This window comes from Burkholderia sp. Bp8994, assembly GCF_003853805.1.
In the GTDB taxonomy this organism is placed as follows: domain Bacteria; phylum Pseudomonadota; class Gammaproteobacteria; order Burkholderiales; family Burkholderiaceae; genus Burkholderia.
This window is the reverse complement of record NZ_QTQH01000021.1, coordinates 1-18,511: the sequence shown is the minus strand read 5'-3', so window position 1 is coordinate 18,511 and position 18,511 is coordinate 1. Positions and strand designations below refer to the sequence as shown.

The 18,511-nt window shown below is 65.2% G+C and carries 14 protein-coding genes; 9 read left to right on the top strand and 5 right to left on the bottom strand.

Annotated features, from left to right (window positions below):
• The first annotated feature begins 118 nt into the window (after positions 1-118).
• Positions 119-502 (top strand): ATP-dependent protease, encoded by a 384-nt coding sequence (locus DIE04_RS22530; RefSeq protein WP_124523247.1) that lies wholly within the window; start codon positions 119-121, stop codon positions 500-502.
• 472 nt (positions 503-974) lie between these two features.
• Complete coding sequence (locus DIE04_RS22525) at positions 975-1,535, top strand: hypothetical protein (protein ID WP_124523245.1); 561 nt, start codon at positions 975-977, stop codon at positions 1,533-1,535.
• 322 nt (positions 1,536-1,857) lie between these two features.
• On the opposite strand, the gene DIE04_RS22520 is transcribed toward DIE04_RS22525, so the two are convergent.
• On the bottom strand, positions 1,858-2,829 hold the full coding sequence (locus DIE04_RS22520; protein ID WP_260426272.1) for an aldo/keto reductase: 972 nt from the start codon (positions 2,827-2,829) through the stop codon (positions 1,858-1,860).
• Positions 2,830-2,936: 107 nt separating this feature from the next.
• Entirely contained in the window at positions 2,937-3,914 is a 978-nt protein-coding gene (locus tag DIE04_RS22515) for an oxidoreductase (RefSeq protein ID WP_124523244.1), read from the bottom strand.
• Positions 3,915-4,066: 152 nt separating this feature from the next.
• On the opposite strand from DIE04_RS22515, the gene DIE04_RS22510 reads away from it, so the two are divergent.
• Positions 4,067-4,948, top strand: a complete 882-nt coding sequence (locus DIE04_RS22510) for an AraC family transcriptional regulator (RefSeq protein ID WP_124523243.1) — start codon at positions 4,067-4,069, stop codon at positions 4,946-4,948.
• A 383-nt stretch (positions 4,949-5,331) separates the two neighbouring features.
• On the opposite strand, the gene DIE04_RS22505 is transcribed toward DIE04_RS22510, so the two are convergent.
• Entirely contained in the window at positions 5,332-6,276 is a 945-nt protein-coding gene (locus tag DIE04_RS22505) for a LysR family transcriptional regulator (protein WP_124523242.1), read from the bottom strand.
• Between the two features lie 138 nt (positions 6,277-6,414).
• Here DIE04_RS22505 and DIE04_RS22500 point away from each other — a divergent pair, with 138 nt between their 5' ends.
• On the top strand, positions 6,415-7,179 hold the full coding sequence (locus DIE04_RS22500; RefSeq protein WP_124485304.1) for an SDR family oxidoreductase: 765 nt from the start codon (positions 6,415-6,417) through the stop codon (positions 7,177-7,179).
• 75 nt (positions 7,180-7,254) lie between these two features.
• On the top strand, positions 7,255-8,046 hold the full coding sequence (locus tag DIE04_RS22495; protein ID WP_124485305.1) for an SDR family NAD(P)-dependent oxidoreductase: 792 nt from the start codon (positions 7,255-7,257) through the stop codon (positions 8,044-8,046).
• A 228-nt stretch (positions 8,047-8,274) separates the two neighbouring features.
• Here the strand turns inward: DIE04_RS22495 and DIE04_RS22490 are convergent, their stop codons facing one another.
• On the bottom strand, positions 8,275-9,189 hold the full coding sequence (locus tag DIE04_RS22490) for a glutaminase (protein WP_124523240.1): 915 nt from the start codon (positions 9,187-9,189) through the stop codon (positions 8,275-8,277).
• A 220-nt stretch (positions 9,190-9,409) separates the two neighbouring features.
• Here DIE04_RS22490 and DIE04_RS22485 point away from each other — a divergent pair, with 220 nt between their 5' ends.
• Together DIE04_RS22485 and DIE04_RS22480 are read left to right on the top strand one after the other, a co-directional pair.
• Positions 9,410-10,120: a response regulator gene (locus tag DIE04_RS22485; RefSeq protein WP_124485306.1), complete on the top strand. Its 711-nt coding sequence runs from the start codon at positions 9,410-9,412 to the stop codon at positions 10,118-10,120.
• Positions 10,121-10,184: 64 nt separating this feature from the next.
• Entirely contained in the window at positions 10,185-11,315 is a 1,131-nt protein-coding gene (locus tag DIE04_RS22480; protein WP_044846904.1) for an ATP-binding protein, read from the top strand.
• A gap of 70 nt (positions 11,316-11,385) precedes the next feature.
• On the opposite strand, the gene DIE04_RS22475 is transcribed toward DIE04_RS22480, so the two are convergent.
• Positions 11,386-13,803 carry a patatin-like phospholipase family protein gene (locus DIE04_RS22475; RefSeq protein ID WP_124523239.1) on the bottom strand — a complete coding sequence of 806 codons (2,418 nt, stop codon included), beginning with the start codon at positions 13,801-13,803 and terminating at the stop codon, positions 11,386-11,388.
• 270 nt (positions 13,804-14,073) lie between these two features.
• Here DIE04_RS22475 and DIE04_RS22470 point away from each other — a divergent pair, with 270 nt between their 5' ends.
• Both DIE04_RS22470 and DIE04_RS22465 read left to right on the top strand, forming a co-directional pair.
• Entirely contained in the window at positions 14,074-15,108 is a 1,035-nt protein-coding gene (locus tag DIE04_RS22470; protein WP_044847899.1) for a rod shape-determining protein, read from the top strand.
• Positions 15,109-15,963: 855 nt separating this feature from the next.
• Positions 15,964-18,511, top strand: a 2,548-nt coding sequence (locus tag DIE04_RS22465) for an autotransporter-associated beta strand repeat-containing protein (RefSeq protein ID WP_185500399.1), incomplete at its 3' end; no start/stop codon positions are given.

The following is an 18,511-nucleotide window of genomic DNA, read 5'->3' as shown; positions in this document are numbered from 1 at the left end:
GGTGCCTTTGCTCCGGTCGACCGGTGGCGCGAGGCGGTGTGTTGCACCGTCCGGAATCGCGGCATCTGCCCGGGTGCGGCCCGTGCGATGATGTGCCATGACCGACATGAGAGATGGAATGACGACTACCTTCGACGAGGCGACAACGGCGGCAATCGCCGCGTTTGCGCAATTGGATTTCTACACGGCTGTGCAAGCGATGCGCGCCGAGGCCGATTACGACCGCGAACTGGACCAGTGGATCTCGCGCTATATCGACGAGCACGGCGGCGGCGCGGACGATGCCGCATACGACGCCCTGCACGCGCAGGCGCAGGCAACCCCGGAATATGCGCAGTTCGTCGATGCGGTTCGCCGGGAAATCCTGGAATACTTCGGCGTGACCGACGATCAACTGGACTGGATGGTCGTGCTGCGCAATGACGACAGCGATGAGCTTTGGGCGGAAGTCAACCGGCAGCGCAGCGCGCTGGGAACCGGTGAAGTGCGCGGAGATCTCTGACCATTGCTTGCCGTTGGGGGCGCAGGTCGGGCTGGGTGCTGGAGCCAGGTCAGTCACGTGGTGCGCCCGGCTTTCGGTCGCTGCAATCGATCCGCGGAGGGAGGACAAGCGATCGGATGTTCGGAACGAGTGACCGTTGTGCTCAGCGGACGGCGGATATTCGATCGGGAGATCGAGGCTAACGCGCATTGGCCCGGGACGAACTGCGGAACACGAGTCGTCAAGCAAGCGCTTGACGGTGACGTTCGCAAGCACCTCTAGGAACGGAAGCTCTCCAGCGTGTGCTGACCGTCGCACAGGAGGCGCACCTCTCGGCGGGCTGCATTCCTGCCATCGAACGGGTCGAATCAATCGAGAACACCGCTCGGCTGGAGTCGCGAGAAAAGGCGGTATATATCAGGAAATAATCGCACGGCGAGGATGATCGTTCGCTATGCTGCCTGCGACAACGCACCTACTCCAGCCGATATACATGAGCACGACTGCGCGGACCATTCTCAAAGCCATTCTGAGCATCCCCATTGCCTTTGGGCTCGCCTATCCCCTTATCTATCCCGCTGAAGGCGGAGGCGTTCTCGGCGAAATGGAGATGCTTGGGCCGATCGGTGGCATCGTCGTCATCGCGGTTTTCCTGGCGCTGGTCTATGCCTACGCGAGCGACCTCAGGACCACCCTGAAATCGGTCAACCGAGGATCGCGTGCGGCCGAACCCAACAGCGTCTGGCTCATGTTCCTCTTGCCATACAACTTCATCGAGGACTTCTTCATTATTTCCAACGTCGCGAAGTCCCTGGAAGCGGAGTCTCGTATCAATCCGGCTCTGTCGGGTTTGCGCTCGTTCGGCCGGATCAGCGGCATCGGGTGGTGTCTTGCCCAGGTTCTTTCGCTAATACCCAATACCATTGGCACCGTCGCCGGCGGAGTTGCGGTTCTCCTCTGGATTTGGCACTGGGTGTTCGTGCGCCGAGCCAACAGGATGCTCGCCGGCAGTCAGGTCTCCGTGGCTGCTCTACCTGGACGAACAGAATCGTAGCCCTCGTTGGAAGCCGGATCGCGTACCGCACCGCTTTGGGCGAATAGGATGGGCGGGAGTCGTGGTGCACGGCGGGGAGTTACGAAGCAAACCCGCTCCCGAGAACAAGAGTTATGCATCTTTCAAACTTGCGCGAAATCGCAAGATGTCCGACAGGCCACAGCTCGTATACGTCGTGGCGCGGCCCCTGGTTACTTACGTCGTGTTGACCACAGTCTGGCTGAGGCGCGCGCCTTCAAGGCCGGAGTCTGCCGGATCAAAACCTGTCAACGTCGATCACCGCCTGCGCAAACGCTCGCGGCGCCTCCTGCGGGTTGCTGTCCTAATGACCGAGTGTGGCCATCATTCCGGACGAATAGCGCTCGCCAGCTGCAGCGCCGAACGGAGCGGCCGCATCCAGGGCGTTCATCTCGTCCTGGGTCAGCGTGATATCGACGGCGGCGACGTTCTCTTCGAGATACCTGATGCGTCGCGTTCCCGGAATGGGCACCGTTCCGGTACTCGTCACCCATGCAAGGGCGAGCTGAGACGGCATGACGCCCTTTGCTTCAGCGATCTCGGTGATGCGGTCGACCAACAGTAGATTGGACTGGAGGTTCTCTCCCAGGAAGCGCGGATCGAACCGGCGGAAGTCGGTCGGATGCAGGTTATCCAGATGCTTCAGCGCACCGGTCAAGAAGCCTCGGCCGAGCGGCGAGTAGGAGACAAAACCGATTCCCAGCTCTCGGACGGTCGCCAGCACATCGTTGTGCTCGACGCCACGCTCGAACAGCGAATATTCCATTTGGACGGCCGTGAGCGGATGAACCGCGTGGGCTTTCCGGATCGTCTTTGCCGATGCCTCGGAAAGGCCGAGGTAGCGGATCTTGCCTTCGTGCACGAGGTCGGCTAGCGCGCCGATCGTCACTTCGATCGGCGTTGCCGGATCGATGCGATGCAGGTAGACGAGGTCGATGACGTCGGTCCTCAGGCGTCGCAGCGATCCTTCGACCGACTTTCGGATATGCGACGGATCGCCCGTGACCAAGGGCTTCTCACCTTCCATGGCGAGCTTGCCGTGCTCGGTGTAGCGAAATCCTGCCTTGGTCGACAGGATGACCTTGTCGCGCTTGCCTATGAAGGCCTTGCCGAGAAGCTCCTCGTTCATGAATGGGCCGTAGACCTCCGCCGTATCAAAGAACGTCACACCGAGGTCGAGGGCGCGCATGAGGGTTGCAAGGCTTTCGTGCTCGTCGCTGGGCCCGTAGGTAGTGCTCATACCCATGCACCCAAGGCCTTGCGCGCTGACCGCCATGCCTTGGCTTCCGAGTGATACCGTTCGCATGTTTTTTCTCCTGGCTACGTTGCCATAGTGGTTGGTGATAAGGCGCGACTGGTTGTCCCGAGTCGCATCGAATTTGCTCAATCCAGCGTCACGCCCGTCAGTTGTTCGCTGAGCTGCCACAAACGGCCGGCGGAGACGGGGTCGATGGCACGGGGCCTGACGCCGTGCATTTCAGGGCTCCCGTCGCTGGGAAGCGCGATGGCGATGTCGCAATCGGCGCAGTAGACGCCGCCCATGCCGGCTAGTTGAGGGCTCGTCGCGCACCACACGGAGGTGGCCGCCCCCTGTTCGGGCGTCTTCTTGTTGTTTTCCGGATCAATGACCGGCTTGCCCTCGGCATCGAAGATCCGGCTCGCTTCGATCTCGGAGGGCAGCATGTGGCGCGCTAGCGGGGTGGCAATGCCACCGGGATGGACGGCGAATGCGCGCACGTTCCAGTGCCGGCCGATTGAATCCAGCGCGACGGCGAACAAGGCGTTCGCGGTTTTGGCCTGGCCGTAGGCTATCCATCGGTCGTACTCACGACGCTCGAAATGAGGGTCGCGAAAATCGATGCCGGCGCGGCGATGTCCGTAGGAGCTGAGCGCTACGACGCGAGCCCCCTCCGCGCGCACGAGTGCGGGCCATAGCCGGCAGGTGAGTTGGAAATGGCCGAGGTGGTTGGCCGCGAACTGCATTTCGTAGCCGCGCGCATCGCGTGTCAGCGGTGCGGCCATGACTCCAGCGTTGTTGACAAGAATGTCCAGCGTGTCCGTCAGCGACAGTACGCGACTGGCGAATCTGTCTATCGCTGCAGGCTCCAGCAAGTCCATCGCTTCCACGATGACGTCAGGCATGGTCGCGAGGGCTGCTTCGGCCTGGGCTGTATCGCGGGCCGGCACGATGACCCTGGCGCCTGCGGAACGAAATGCACGGACGGTCTCGATTCCGATACCTGAAGCGCCGCCGGTTACCACGACGGTCTTGCCCGTAAGATTGATGCCACGGATCACCTCGTCGGCGGTCGAGGCGGGGCCGAAGCCTGAACCGATTGGTTTTTGAGGCGTGTGCGTCATACGGTTTCCTCGTTCAATTCTGCGTTTGGGACGCTCCATTGAATCGCAGCGACCGTTCGCGGCGGTAGCGCAATGCCGCCAATCTCTTGCACAATCCTGTCAATTGGTGTTTCCGGAGCGGGTGCAATGCCCTGAGGTGTTTGGAGGCAGGCTTGGACCACTTGTACGAACTTCGCGCGCTGGTCGAGCGCCATGGCGGGGAAGGCCCGACTGAAACCGCCGTTGGCGGGCTGACGCTTTATGTCGAGACGGATCTTTCGGTGGTCACCTACGTGGTCCACCGGCCGGTTTTGGCCCTAATCCTCGGAGGGGCAAAGCGGACGGTGCTCGGAGGCCGGCTATTCGACATCGTGCCGGGCGACTACGTAGCCGTGTCCGTGGACCTGCCAGCGACAGGGCAGGTCACCCAGGCGCCATACTCCGCCGTCACGCTGGACCTGGACTTGGGCATGCTCGCGAGCTTGATCGCCGAGCCAATGGCGCCACAGGGCGGCGCCGCCGGCGTGGAGGTCAACCACGCTGGGCCCGATTTGCTTGATGCGATGTGGAGATTGGTCAGGTTGCTCGACCGGCCGGAGGACATTGCAGTCCTTGCGCCCATGATCCGGCGCGAGGTGTTCTGGCGGATTCTGCAAAGCCCGTGTGGCCCCATGGTCCGCCAGATTGCCATGGCGGACAGCCGCCTCTCGCAGGTGAGTCGTGCCATCACATGGCTGCGCACCAATTTTTCGGAGTCGGTGCGGGTCGAACGCCTGGCCGCGTTGGCAGGGATGAGCCCAGTATCTTTCCACCGCCATTTCAAGGCGGCAACCGCCATGAGCCCGCTTCAATATCAAAAGCAAATCCGCCTCCAGACCGCTCGCGCCCGGCTTTTAGCGCAACAAGGAGATGTCGCAGGCGTCGGCTTTAGCGTGGGCTATGAAAGCCCGAGTCAATTCAGCCGTGAATATGCACGCCAATTCGGAGTGTCTCCCGCGCGTGACATGGCCCGTTTCCACGGGGCAGGAGAGCGCGCCCATTGCGTTGCAGACTAGCGATGCCGTTTCTCTCGTTCGACTTTCCCCCACGGGGCGTGCGGCCCGCAACGGACACCCGTCAATAATCAAATTTGCAACGTATGGAATGACGGTCCGCGGACTCCAACAATGCGGCGCGATCTTCGCCGTCGGACCGGGTTCGGCCAGTCGTGGATGTCGGCGGGTTCTATCGCATCGACATTCGAATGTCGCCTGCGCCGAGGTGACGGGCTTTCGCGCGCATTCCATGTCCGGAGATGCTGAAATTTCCAGACAGTCGCCGACCGTGGTCAAAGGCTGGCCGGGGCCGTCATCCGATGTCCGCGCGCCAGAGCACGGAACGATCGCGCTCCCGCAGCCTGAATGCCCGAACATGGCGGACGCATGTTCGGGATGCGCCTTCAACGCATCGCCGGCGTGGCGCCTGCCCGATTTCCGTCATCCCGGTCCCACGGCGGCACGCCACCGAACGCATCGACCAGGAAATCGATCATGACGCGCACTCTGGCGCTCAAGTGTCGGCGGCTCGGGTAGACAGCAAGTATGTCGATCTCGGGTAGACGATACTCAGGCAACACGTGAACGAGTTTGCCTGCACGCAGATCGTCGTTGATCAGGAACGTGGGTTGCCAGATCAGCCCTTGCCCGGCGAGCGCTGCCGAGCGCGCCGTATCGCCGTTATTGGTATGCATATGGCAGTCGACCCTCACAGGATGGGTCTTGCCGTTACCATCGATCAGTTCCCATTCGTCGCCAGTGGCCGCATATGTGTACCCGATGCAGCGATGCTCGACCAGGTCCGTCAGCGCGGTCGGATGTCCGAAGCGGGCCAGATAGGCCGGCGACGCACACAAGATGTTTTGCGATGTCGCCAGCTTGCGTGCCGCGTGGTTGGTCGAGCCGGCGCGCGAGATGCGAATGGCGAGATCGTAGCCCTCGTCGACGATATCGACGACGCGGTCGATCAGCCCGATGTCGAGTTCGATTCGCGGATATTTCTGCATGAAGCCGGGCCATAGCGGCGCCAGATACAGAATGCCGAAGCTCACGGGCGCATTGATGCGCAGTCGTCCACGTGGTTCGACCGACGCGGATGACACAAGCCCCTCCGTCTCCGCAACCTCGTCGAGGATGGACTTGCAGCGGGCGTAGAGTGTCTCGCCGCCCTCCGTCAGGGACAGCGTGCGTGACGTGCGATTCAGGAGGCGCGTGCCGAGGTGCGCTTCCAGTTCATGCACGTACCGCGTGACGTTGGCCGGCGACGTGCCGAGCGCTTCCGCCGCGCGCGCGAAGCCGCCACGGCTCACCACCGTCACGAAAACCTCGAAGGCGCGAAGGCGATCCATACCAATCCTCGATCATTCACAAAAACTTAATGATAGGACCATTTTTTATGCCTTTCTGCAATCAAGACTGAAGCCTATATTGCTCTCACGGGCCAACGCATCGGGCGCTGGCCGACGCAGCGGATCAGGAGATTGGAAATGCAACGTTTGACAGGAAAAGTCGCCATCGTGACGGGTGCCAGCGCAGGTATTGGCCGCGCCACTGCAAAGCTGTTCGCGAAGGAAGGCGCCAAGGTGGTCATTGCGGCGCGGCGCGCCGCGGAACTCGAAGCGCTCGCGGCGGAGATCGCCAGCGAAGGCGGCGAAGCCGCGTATCTGGCCGGCGACGTACAGTCGGAGGACTTCGCGAAAGCGCTGGTCGCGCTTGCAGTGAGCCGCTTCGGCCGTCTGGACATCGCCTATAACAACGCAGGTACGCTCGGCGAGATGGGCCCGACCACCGGTATTTCCGAAGCAGGCTGGAACGCCGCGCTGGCGACCAATCTGACCAGTGCCTTCCTGGGCGCGAAGCACCAGATTCCCGAAATGCTGAAGCAAGGCGGCGGATCGATCATCTTCACGTCGACCTTCGTCGGTTACTCGTTCGCGTTTCCCGGCACGGCGGCCTACGCGGCGAGCAAGGCCGGGCTGATCGGCTTGACGCAGGCACTCGCCGCGGAGTACGGCGCGCAAGGCGTGCGGGTCAACGCGGTGTTGCCGGGTGCCGTGGACACGGAGATGTATCGCGGCATGAACGACACTCAAGAATCGCAGGCGTTCGTGACCGGACTGCATGCGCTCAAGCGCGTGGCAAAGCCGGAAGAACTGGCGCGTTCAGTGCTTTATCTCGCATCCGACGATTCGTCCTTTGTCACCGGCACTGCCTCGCTGGTCGATGGCGGCGCATCGATTACGCGTACGTAAACCTGTTGGCGACATCCAGTCGTTCGAGACTCGATGTCGTCACGTCTACTTTGTCCACGGAAAAAGGAATCACTCATGAACCTGAATCTGACAGGCAAACTCGCACTGGTGAGCGGCAGCACAGCCGGCATTGGCCTCGCTATCGCCAGCACGCTGGCCCAGGAAGGCGCTCGTGTGATCGTGAACGGACGCTCCCGGTCATCTGTCGATGACGTAGTCGCGCAACTGAAAGCGGATACCGGCGGCGATGTGGCTGGATTTGCGGGCGACCTGAGTACGGCCGAAGCGGCCGACGAACTGGCGCAACGCTATCCGGGTGTGGAAATCCTGATCAATAACCTCGGCATCTTCGAGCCCAAGCCATTCGAAGAGATTCCTGACGCGGACTGGAAGCGTTTCTTCGAGGTCAACGTCCTGAGTGGCGTACGCCTCGCCCGGCTGTTTCTGCCGGCAATGAAGCAGGCCGACTGGGGGCGCATCATTTTCATTTCGAGCGAAAGCGGGGTGCAGATTCCGGCCGAAATGATCCACTACGGGGTGACGAAGACCGCGCAGATCGCGGTTGCGCGCGGGCTGGCCGAAGCCGTTGCCGGCACGGGTATCACGGTCAACAGCATCCTGCCGGGGCCGACGAAATCGCGCGGCGTGGGCGAATTCGTCGAGACGCTCGCGAAGGCCGACGGCAAATCGTTTGAAGCGTTCGAAAAGGAATTCTTCGAGAAGGTCCGTCCCACATCGCTCATCAAGCGATTCGGTTCGCCGCAGGAAGTGGCGTCCCTCGTGGCGTATATCGCCAGCCCGCTTTCGTCGGCGACGACCGGCGCTGCGTTGCGAGCCGACGGGGGCGTGATAAAGAGCGCCTTCTAGCTGCGTGGCCGGATTTGCGCCGGCCTATCCGAATCTTGCTCGCTCAATGTTCCGATGCGATCGGTTGTCGCGCTCGATTCATGACGGGTGCGATGTCCGGTTTCGGGCGTTGCGAGCGTGTCCTCCGGGTCGATTGCTGCCCGAGAACGAATTCCCGATTCAACGTGCCGGTGTGTGCCGAATCGATCGTCACATTGCGAAGAATGCGTTGCGCGTGAATTCTGTGCGTCAAAAAATCGACCTTTCCGTATAAGTCGTCAACCACTCCAGCGCCAACGTCCCCGCCAGCGAGTTCCCGTTCGCATCGAGCCCCGGCGCCCACACGCACACGGCCATCTCCCCCGGCAGCACCGCGACGATCCCGCCGCCGACACCGCTCTTGGCAGGCAAGCCGACGCGATATACGAAGTCGCCCGCCGCGTCATAGGTGCCGCAGGTCAGCATCAGCGCCGACAGCCGCTTCGCCGAACTCGCGTCGACGACCCGCTCGCCGGTAACGGGCGCGACGCCCCCGTTCGCAAGAAACAGCGCGGCCTGCGCCAGCTCGACGCAGTTCATCGTGATCGCGCACTGGCGACAATACGCGTCGACCACCGTATCGGGCGGCATCTGCATGTTGCCGAAGCTCGCCATGAAATGCGCCATCGCGCGGTTGCGTTCCGCGTGCTGCAGTTCCGACAGCGCGACGCGCGAATCGTAGTCGAGGTCGGTCGCGCCGATCAGCCGCCGCACGAACTCGACGAGCGCCGTCTCGGCCCTGACGAAGCGGCGGCACAGCACGTCGGTGACGACCAGCGCGCCGGCGTTGATGAACGGGTTGCGCGGCTTGCCGCGCTCGCTTTCGAGCTGAACGAGCGAATTGAACGCGGTGCCCGACGGCTCGCGGCCGACCCGTTCCCACAGCGCGTCGCCCAGCAACTGGAACGCGAGCGTGCACGCGAACAGCTTCGAGATGCTCTGGATCGAGAAGCGCTCCCGCGCGTCGCCGACCGTGTAAACGTTTCCGTCCAGCGTCACGACGGCCATCCCGAACTTGTCGGCGGGCACCTTCGCGAGCTCGGGAATGTAGTCGGCGACGCGTCCCTGGCCGATCCAGGGGGCGAGTTCGGTATGGATGCGTTCGAGGATCGGCTGATAGTTCATCGCGTGCGAGGCAGGGCGGGCGGCCCGGTTTCCAAAGAGCCCGTATGGAACCGTTTCGGCGCCGGTTCGTCAAGCGCGGCAGCAATCGCGCCCTTATTTATCGGTCGGGCAAACAGGCGAGCGGTGGGCGCAGTATCATGCGGTACGTTTCGACCGATGGCCGGCAGCCGGCGCAAGCCTGCCGCCGCCGCGGTCTCCCCGTACGATCCGACCGTTGCCCATGCCCTTTCGCATCCTGCTCGTCGAAGACGACACCCGCCTGTCCACGCTGATCGCCGGCTACCTGCGCAAGAACGACTATGAAGTCGACACTGTGCTGCATGGTGACGCCGCCGTGCCGGCGATCCTGTCCACGCGCCCGGATCTCGTCATTCTCGACGTGAACCTGCCGGGCAAGGACGGGTTCGAGATCTGCCGCGAGGCACGCAAGCAATACGACGGCGTGATCATCATGGTGACGGCGCGCGACGAGCCGTTCGACGAACTGCTCGGCCTCGAATTCGGCGCCGACGACTACGTGCACAAGCCGGTCGAGCCGCGCATCCTGCTCGCGCGGATCAAGGCGCAGCTGCGCCGCGTGCCCGCGCGCGCGGCCGAGGGCGCCGCGTCGCAGCCGGAGCGCTACACATTCGGCCAGTTCTCGATCGACCGCACCGACCGCTCGGTCGTGCTGCCCGGCGGCGGCTCGCCCGACCTCACGTCGGCCGAGTTCGACCTGCTGTGGGTGCTGGTGTGCCGTGCGGGGGAGGTCGTCAGCCGCGACGACCTGATGCTGCAGCTGCGCGGGGTCGAATTCGACGGCCTCGACCGCACGATCGACGGGCGCATCTCGAAGCTGCGCCGCAAGCTGCACGACGATGCAGGCAACCCGCAGCGGATCAAGACGATCCGCAGCAAGGGTTACCAGTTCAGCAAGCATGCGTGGGAATGACGCCACCCTGGCGCGACGCCGTCGGCCGCCGCGTCCCCGCATCGCACGATAGCCGGAAGCCGCGATGATCCGACGCACCCGTTCGCACCCCGACGCAGCGCCGCTTTCCGCGCTGCGCTATGTCAAATGGCGCTGGCTGCATTTCCGCCGCGCGTGGACCGACACGCGCGCCGACCGCATTCCGAGCTGGTCGCGCCTGTACGTGCGCACCTACCTGCACCTGCTCGGCCTCGTGCTGCTGACCGCGCTGGTGCCGGCGCTCGCGCTGTGCGTGGTGTTGTCGCCGGAAGTCGTGTGGCATGCGTTCGACGCGCTGCCGGGCGATATCTGGATCGTGCTCGCGTTCGTGTTCACCGCGCCCGCACTCGCCGCGTATCGGTGGATGCGGCCGGTCTGGTCGGATCTCGTGATGGTGCGCGAGCGCGCGATCGATTTCACCGGCGGGCGCTTCAACACGCGCGCACGCGAGTCGCACAGCGTGATCATCGGCCCGCTCGCGCGCACGCTGAATGCGCTCGCGATGCGCATGGAGCGGCTGATCGCCGCGCAGCGCGACCTGACGAACGGGATCTCGCACGAGCTGCGCACGCCGCTCGCGCGCGTGCGCTTCGCGCTCGAGATGCTGCGCGAGCCGGGCTCGGCCGCCGAATACCACGGTGCGCTGGAGAGCATCGCGCAGGACGTGACGGAACTCGAGGAACTGATCGACATGAGCCTCACGTACGCGCGGCTCGAATACAGCTCGCTGCAGTCGAACCTCGAGCTGACCGCGCCGGTCGCGTGGTTCGAGCACCAGGTCAGCGACGCGCAGCTGCTGTATCCGGAGCGCGCGATCGAGTCGCGCATCGCGATCGCGTCGGACCTGCGCGTGAAGATGGACCGGCGGCTGATGTCGTACGCGATGCGCAACCTGCTGCGCAATGCGAGCAAATATGCGGCGTCGCGGATCGTCGTCGGGATCGCGATCGAACACGGCAACATCGCGATCTATGTCGAGGACGACGGGCCGGGCGTGCCGGAGAGCGAACGCGAGCGGATCTTCGACGCGTTCGTGCGGCTCGACCGCCGCACCGGCGGCTACGGGCTCGGCCTCGCGATCACGCGGCAGGTGCTCCACGCGCACAACGGCCGGATCGCGGTCGTCGATCCGGCCGAACTCGGCGGCGCGCGCTTCGAGATCAGCTGGCCGATCTAGCCGGCGTCCGGCCGCGCAAGGCGCGGGCGCTGACGCGGCGGATGCCCGCCGCCATCCGCACGCGCCGCCATCAGTATGTGCGGCCGAGCTGCAGGTAGATGTTGCGCCGGCCGCCCGGCGCGAGCGCGATACCCATGTACAGCGGACCGAATGAGGTCGACAGGCTCGTGAAGAACGTATAGCTCTGCTTGAGCGTGCCGCCGCCGACCTTCACGCCGCTCGACCACACGTTGCCGAGTTCCGCGCTGGCGCCGACCGACAGCGCCTTGATCGGGGACGCGTTGAACGTCATCAGCTGGTTCATGTAGGTCACGTTGCCGTACGCGAGTTCGTTGCCCGTCAGCTGGTCGGCCGCATACGCGGCCAGATGCTGGAACCCGCCGAGCGTGAAGTTGAACGCGTTGATCAGGTTGGTGCCGCCGATGCTCTTGCCGCCCTCGATCGTTGCACTGACGCTGTGCCGGCCGAACTGCTGCGCGATCATCGCCTTGGCGTAGAGCTCGGTGTAAGGCGTGTTGGATGTATCGGCGAGGTCCTCCGCGGACTGGCTGTTGTGCGACCACAGCGACCGTTCGACACGGAATTCGCCGTAGTAGCCGCGGCGCGGGAACATCGGATCGTCGAGCTGATCGATGACGAGCCGCGCACGCGCGGTCAGCGCCTGCGACGTGAAGCTCGGCCAGATCAGCGTCGAGCTGCCGTCGTCGAACGGGAACGGCAGGTTGTAGTTCGGCGAGCCGTGCCCGGTCGCATAGCCGATACCCATCCGGAAGTCGCCGAGCCGCGCGATCGGCAGGCCGAAGTCGAGCCCGGTGCGCGCCGTCTGCATCAAGTACTGGTTCAGCTTCACCTGGCCGCTGTTGTCGTACAGGTTCACGTAGCGACGCTGGTATTCCGCATAGGGCGAAATGTACAAGCCGTATGCGGCCGGCAACGGCTGGCGCAATTCGACGCGCGCCGACTGCAGGTCGCTGCCGATCGTCGTGTCCGCGCGGAACTCGAGGCCCGATTCGGTGAGCCACGGCCGCCGGTAGCCGACGTGCAGGCGGAAGCCGCCTTCGTCGGTCGAGCTGCTCGACATCCCGACGCCGAACAGCAGGAAATTCGGCCCCCAGTATTTCTCCCGCGCATCGATCTCGAGCACGTTCTCGTCGCCGTGGCTCACGATCTGCTGCGTCACGCTCTCGAAATTGCCGCCGGTCGTCAGTCCGAGCAGGTCCTGGCTGACGGTCGCCGGATCGTAGGTGTCGCCCGGTTTCACGTGCAGCGCGTCGGCGACGACACGCTTGGGCACGCCGCCGGTCGTCTTGATCTCGACCCGCGTGATGCGGATCGGCGGCGGCAGCGGCTGCGCATGCGCGGACCGGTAGGCCGCGTACTGTTCCGGCGTAAGCGCGAGGTGCCTGAGCCGCGGCAGCGCCGCGGTCGCGGCGGCCGCGCCGGCGGCGATCGCCTGCTTCGCGTTCTGGAAATCGGTGAACGCGAGCGCGCCGAGGTCGGGCGTGAGCAGCACGTCCTGCGCGGCGAGCTGCTTGCGCTGCGTCGTCACGTTCTGGCGGATCAGGATGCCGACCATCTGCTGCATCACGTCCGCCGGCGACGCGAGCGCGTCGAGCGGGCGCAGCTGCGAGCCGATGTCGACGGCGATCACGACCTTCGCACCCATCTGCCGCGCGGTGTCGACCGGCAGGTTGCTGACGAGCCCGCCGTCGACGAGCGCGCGGCCGTTGATCTCGGCCGGCGCGAACAGGCCGGGCATCGCCATGCTCGCGCGGATCGCGAGCGGCAGCGAGCCGCGGTCCAGCACGACCATCTGGCCGGTCTGCAGGTCGGTCGCGACCGCGCGATACGGGATCGGCAACTGGTCGAACGGCTGGTTGGTCGGCACGGCGGCGGTCCAGTTCGCGAGCAGCGCCTGCAGCCGGTTGCCCTGCACGAGGCCGACCGGCGCCTTCACGCCTTTCTTGCCGAAGCCCAGCGTCAGGCTGTTGATGTACAGGCGCTCGTCCTCGCGGCTGGTTTGCGGCAGGTCGGCGCGGTCGGTCACGTCGAACGCGATGTCGGCCAGGTTCACCTCCGACAGCTGCTTCTGCATCTCGTCGGCGGCCATCCCGCTCGCATACAGCCCGCCGACCACGGCGCCCATGCTCGTGCCGGCGATGCAGTCGATCGGGATGCGGTTTTCTTCGAGCACCTTCAGCACGCCCAGGTGCGCGTAACCGCGCGCGCCGCCGCCGGACAGCACGAGGCCGACCGGCGGCCGGCCGGCCGGGCCGCCGTCGGCGTTGCAGGTCGATGCGGGCGTGGCGGCGGGGGCGGCCGTCGTGGCAGGGGCGGCCGGTGCGGCGGCAGTGGCCGCCGGCGCGGTGCGCGCGGCGGTGTCGGCGGCCGGCAAGGGCTGCGCGGCAACGGTGCAGCACCACAGCGCAACGAGCGTGGCGCCGAGCCGGCGCACCCCGAGCCAGCGGAGAGAGGCGGTCGCTGTCATGGTGGAATACCTGGCGTGATCGGGCGTCGGGCGCCTGCCGGGAGCAGGCAAGACCGAGAGATTACCGTGTTTTACAAGCGCAGCGCGAGCGGCCGATGCGTAGCCGCAGGCCTGCCGAAACGCGGTTTCGGCAATTTCGTCGCGAAATAATCATTGGAATTGCTTAAAGTATCGGCACGATTTGCCGCTAAGACTTCAATGGGGCGGCGAAGGCGCGCCGCGGGGATGCGGCCTGGCCGCTTCGGCCGTTTGTTCAAGAAAAGGGTAACCATGTCGACACCGCTGTTCGGAAAGTTGTTTGCGCAACCCGTTGCGATCGACCCTGGAACGGCGAGTACGCGGATTTATACGCACGAGCGCGGCGTGGTGCTGGATCAGCCGTCGGTCGTGTGCTTTCGCAAGGGCGGCGCGTCCGATGCGCGACCGACGCTCGAGGCGGTCGGCGAACTCGCGAAGGCGCTGCTCGGCCGCGAGCCGGGGCATCTCGAGGCCGTGCGGCCCATGCGGCACGGCGTGATCGCCGATGCGCACGCCGCCGAGCAGATGTTTCGGCGCTTCATCGACATGTCGCGCACGCGCTCGCGCTTCAGCCGCCGCGTCGAGGTCACGCTGTGCGTGCCGTCGGATGCGACGGCGGTCGAGCGTCGCGCGATGCGCGAGGCGGCGTTCGCGGCCGGTGTATCGGACGTCGAACTGATCGAGGAAGCGCTCGCCGCCGCGCTCGGCGCGGGCCTGCCGGTGACCGAGCCGGTCGGCTCGATGGTCGTCGACATCGGCGCCGGGACGACCGAAGTCGCGGTGATCGCGCTCGGCGGTGTCGTCTATCGCGAGGCGATCCGGGTCGGCGGCAACCAGTTCGACGCGGCGATCGTCAATCACGTGCGCAACCTGTACGGTGTGCTGCTCGGCGAGCAGACCGCCGAGCGCGTGAAGGAGACGATCGGCTCGGCCACCAGCGCCGTGCCGCGCGCGTCGACGCGCGCGATCGGGCGCAGCGTCAAGGACGGCCTGCCGCGTTCGATCGAGCTGTCCAACCACGATGTGGCGGACGCGCTGGCCGCGCCGCTCAAGCAGGTGATCGGCGCGGTGAAGTCGGTGCTGGAAAACGCGCCGGCCGAACTCGTGACCGACATCGCGCATCGCGGCGTGGTGCTGACGGGCGGCGGCGCGCTGCTCGCGGATCTCGAACGCCTGCTGCGCGACGAGACCGGGCTGAGCGCGCGGATCGCCGACGAGCCGGCCACCTGCGCGGTGCGCGGCGCCGGGGAGGCGATGGGGCGGCTCGCGATGTGTCCGGTGGATTGACGCCGGCCGGGCAGGCGCGTCGACCTTCGTTGAACATTCTTCGAACCCCGAAGCTCCGGCATGCCGAACATCGTCCGGCTGCTCCGGACAGGCTCGACACGCCGTGTCGACCGCAGTGCCTGGCCATGCGCGAGCGGGCCGTGGCAGCATGCCGGGCCGCGTGCCGTGCAAGCCGGCGGCACGCTTGTCCTGAAGTCCGACACCTTTGAACCCGCGTTTCAAGCGGGGCCGCGTGGCCGGGGGGCGATTAACCTTCCGGCTTTCATTTTTCATTTCAAGGCGGCGGGATCATGTGCGCCGAATTCGAAGGCACTCTGCAAGTGTGTTGAGAATCCATGCTCTCAATTCTTTAAATAAAATGGGTTCGGATTATTTGCGCCAACTGCCGCCGTCATTATTTAAATTGAGTCGCGAAAAACCGGCCGGCGATTAGTATGAATTATCGGTGTTTTTACTGATCTCGTGGTGCAGGTAACTTTGCCTGGCATGACGGAATGACCGAAAGATCCTTTTAATACAGTCGTTTCACGCAATCGCACGAGTAAAAAATACGTATTCCATCGACCTCGCTCCGATAACCAAACATCGACTGGAAAACCCTGTTTATTTGATATAGCCTTGTCTGACAAAAAGCAGGGCGGTAATCAAATCAACCAGAAAGTCGCTGCATAAGAACAAGGGGCCACGATCATGTCGTCCGGTTGAGTTTGCACTCGCAAACGAGAATCGATTAACCCGCAGTTCATCCACGAATAGACCGACGTCGTTCCGCGACCGCCGGAGGGCACGCTTGCGTCCCGGATTTTCCGCCGCCGCCGGCTCGATTCACCGGCCATGCCGAGCACGAGGGGAAGCATGAACATTGCGCATTCGAAGAAGAGCGGAGAGCCGTTTCCGAAATTCCTGTTGCCGACGGGCGTCTTCCTGGCCTTGTCCGGCGCAGGCATCGTTCCCGCGTACGCGACCTGCAGCACGGCAGGCACCACTGTCACCTGCTCGGGCGTCGCGAATCCGCTGGCGCCGAGCTATGCAAACAGCGCCAACAACCTGAACGTCACCGTCAATCCGGGCGCGAGCGTCGGCGTGCTGCTGGGCGTCGGCGGCACCGCGATGTCGCTGACCGGCAACAACAACACGCTGACCAACAACGGCACGATCGACCCGTCCGCGCTCGGCTCGGGGCTCGGCGTGCTGTCGAGCGGCGCGGTGCTCGGCAATGCGTCGGCGAGCAATACCACCGTCACCAACAACGGCACGATGCTCGGCTCGACCGGGGTCGCGATCAGCGGCGTGACCGGCATGGCACTGTCGGTCCAGAACGGCACCGGCGGCACGTCGACGATCAACAACACCGGCACGATCGGTTCGAACCCGCTGGTCGGCGCGACGCTGTCCGGCGCGGATGCGCCCGTGGTCGCCGCATACGGCGGCGGCACGGTCAACATGACGAACAGCGGCACGATCAACGGCCGCGTGTCGCTCGCCACGAACGGCACGCCCGGGGGCGGCAACACGTTCACCAACTCGGGCACGATCAACGGCAGCGTGTCGATGGGCGCGAACAGCACCAACACGTTCGACGCGGTGACGGGCTCGTCGGTCAACGCGGCGGGCGGCACCGGCGGCGCGTTCAACATCACGGTCGGCCCGAACACGCTCAACGTGGCGGCGACGGGGATCGTCGACGGCGGCGCGGGCGGCAACAACACGCTGAACCTGCAGCAGGGCACCTCCGCGAACGGCACGATCGCGATCAACAACTACGTCAACTTCAATCACCTCGACGTCGCGAGCGGCAACTGGACGATCAACGGCGCGGCGACCGTGCAGGACGCGACGCTGTCGAGCGGCGGCGTCGCGATCATCAACGACAACGCGTCGCTCGGCACCGGCACGATCACGGCCAACGGCGGCGCGCTGCAGGCGGGCACGGCGGGGCTCAACGTGTCGAACAACGTAACGCTCGGCACCGGGCTGACGGTGCAGGGCGCGACCGGGCTCACGCTGTCGGGCACGGTGTCGGGCAGCGGTGCGCTGACGAAGAACGACGGCGGCACGCTGGCGCTGTCGGGTGCCAATACCTATACGGGCGGCACGAACCTGAACGGCGGCAACCTCGTGGTCGGCAACAACGGGGCGCTCGGCACCGGCGCGGTGAACGTCAATGCGTCGGCGTTGCTCGACACGAGCGCGAATGTCACGCTCGACAATGCGATCAATCTCAACAACAGCGCGACGCTGACGCTCGGCGGCAGCAACAGCCTCGGGCTGTCCGGCACGATCAGCGGAAACGGCGGCCTCGTGAAGAACGGCTCCGCGACGGCCACGCTGACGGCCGTGAACACCTACACGGGCGACACGACGATCAACAGCGGCACGCTCGCACTGAGCGGCGCCGGCAGCCTCGCGGCGACCGGCACGGTGAACCTGACCGGCGCGGGCGCGACGTTCGACCTGAGCGGCGCGTCGGGCGCGCAGACGATCGGAGCGCTGGCGGGAGCGGCCGGCACGAACGTGGACCTCGGCGGCAATTCGCTGACGCTCAACGGCACCATCAACGCGACCTACGCGGGCACGATCGGCGGCTCGGGCAGCGTGACGCTGTCCGGCCCCGGGACGCAATCGCTGACCGGCACGAACGTCTACTCCGGCGGCACGAACCTGAACGGCGGCAACCTCGTCGTCGGCAGCAACACGGCGCTGGGCTCCGGCGCGGTGAACGTCAACGGCTCGTCGACGCTCGATGCGACCACCAACGTGTCGCTCGCGAACGGCATCAACGTCGCCACCGGCACGACGCTGACGCTGGGCGGCAGCACCGATCTCGGGCTCGGCGGGACGATCTCCGGCGGCGGCGGGCTCGTGAAGAACGGCGCGGCGGCGCTGACGCTGAGCGGCGCGAACAATTACACGGGCGGCACGACGCTGAACGCCGGCGCCCTCGTGCTCGGCAACGCCGCGGCGCTGGGCGCCGGCACGCTGACCGTCGGCGGTGCGGCGACGCTCGATGCGAATACGAGCCTGTCGGTCGCCAACGCGATCGATCTCGGCACGGCCACGGCACTCACGCTCGGCGGCAGCAATGCGCTCGCGCTGGGCGGCGTGATTTCCGGCGCCGGCGCGCTCGTGAAAAACGGCGCGGCGACGGTGACACTGACGGGCGCGAACACCTACACGGGCGGCACGACGATCAATGCCGGCACGCTGGCGATCGGCGCGGGCGGCAGCCTGTCGGCGACCGGCGCGATGAATCTCGCGAACGCGGGCGCGACGCTCGACCTGAGCAATGCGTCGGGTGCGCAAACGCTCGGCGCGCTGTCGGGCGTGGCCGGCACGAACGTGAATCTCGGCGCGAACGCGCTGACGCTCGGCGGAACCGCGAGCGGCACGTACAGCGGCGCGA

Excerpts from the sequence above, each read along its gene's own strand:
- DIE04_RS22530 (WP_124523247.1), top strand. The coding sequence starts at position 119 with ATGACGACTACCTTCGACGAGGCGACAACGGCGGCAATCGCCGCGTTT.
- DIE04_RS22525 (WP_124523245.1), top strand. The coding sequence starts at position 975 with ATGAGCACGACTGCGCGGACCATTCTCAAAGCCATTCTGAGCATCCCC.
- DIE04_RS22520 (WP_260426272.1), bottom strand. The coding sequence starts at position 2,829 with ATGGCGGTCAGCGCGCAAGGCCTTGGGTGCATGGGTATGAGCACTACC.
- DIE04_RS22515 (WP_124523244.1), bottom strand. The coding sequence starts at position 3,914 with ATGACGCACACGCCTCAAAAACCAATCGGTTCAGGCTTCGGCCCCGCC.
- DIE04_RS22505 (WP_124523242.1), bottom strand. The coding sequence starts at position 6,276 with ATGGATCGCCTTCGCGCCTTCGAGGTTTTCGTGACGGTGGTGAGCCGT.
- DIE04_RS22500 (WP_124485304.1), top strand. The coding sequence starts at position 6,415 with ATGCAACGTTTGACAGGAAAAGTCGCCATCGTGACGGGTGCCAGCGCA.
- DIE04_RS22495 (WP_124485305.1), top strand. The coding sequence starts at position 7,255 with ATGAACCTGAATCTGACAGGCAAACTCGCACTGGTGAGCGGCAGCACA.
- DIE04_RS22490 (WP_124523240.1), bottom strand. The coding sequence starts at position 9,189 with ATGAACTATCAGCCGATCCTCGAACGCATCCATACCGAACTCGCCCCC.
- DIE04_RS22485 (WP_124485306.1), top strand. The coding sequence starts at position 9,410 with ATGCCCTTTCGCATCCTGCTCGTCGAAGACGACACCCGCCTGTCCACG.
- DIE04_RS22480 (WP_044846904.1), top strand. The coding sequence starts at position 10,185 with ATGATCCGACGCACCCGTTCGCACCCCGACGCAGCGCCGCTTTCCGCG.
- DIE04_RS22475 (WP_124523239.1), bottom strand. The coding sequence starts at position 13,803 with ATGACAGCGACCGCCTCTCTCCGCTGGCTCGGGGTGCGCCGGCTCGGC.
- DIE04_RS22470 (WP_044847899.1), top strand. The coding sequence starts at position 14,074 with ATGTCGACACCGCTGTTCGGAAAGTTGTTTGCGCAACCCGTTGCGATC.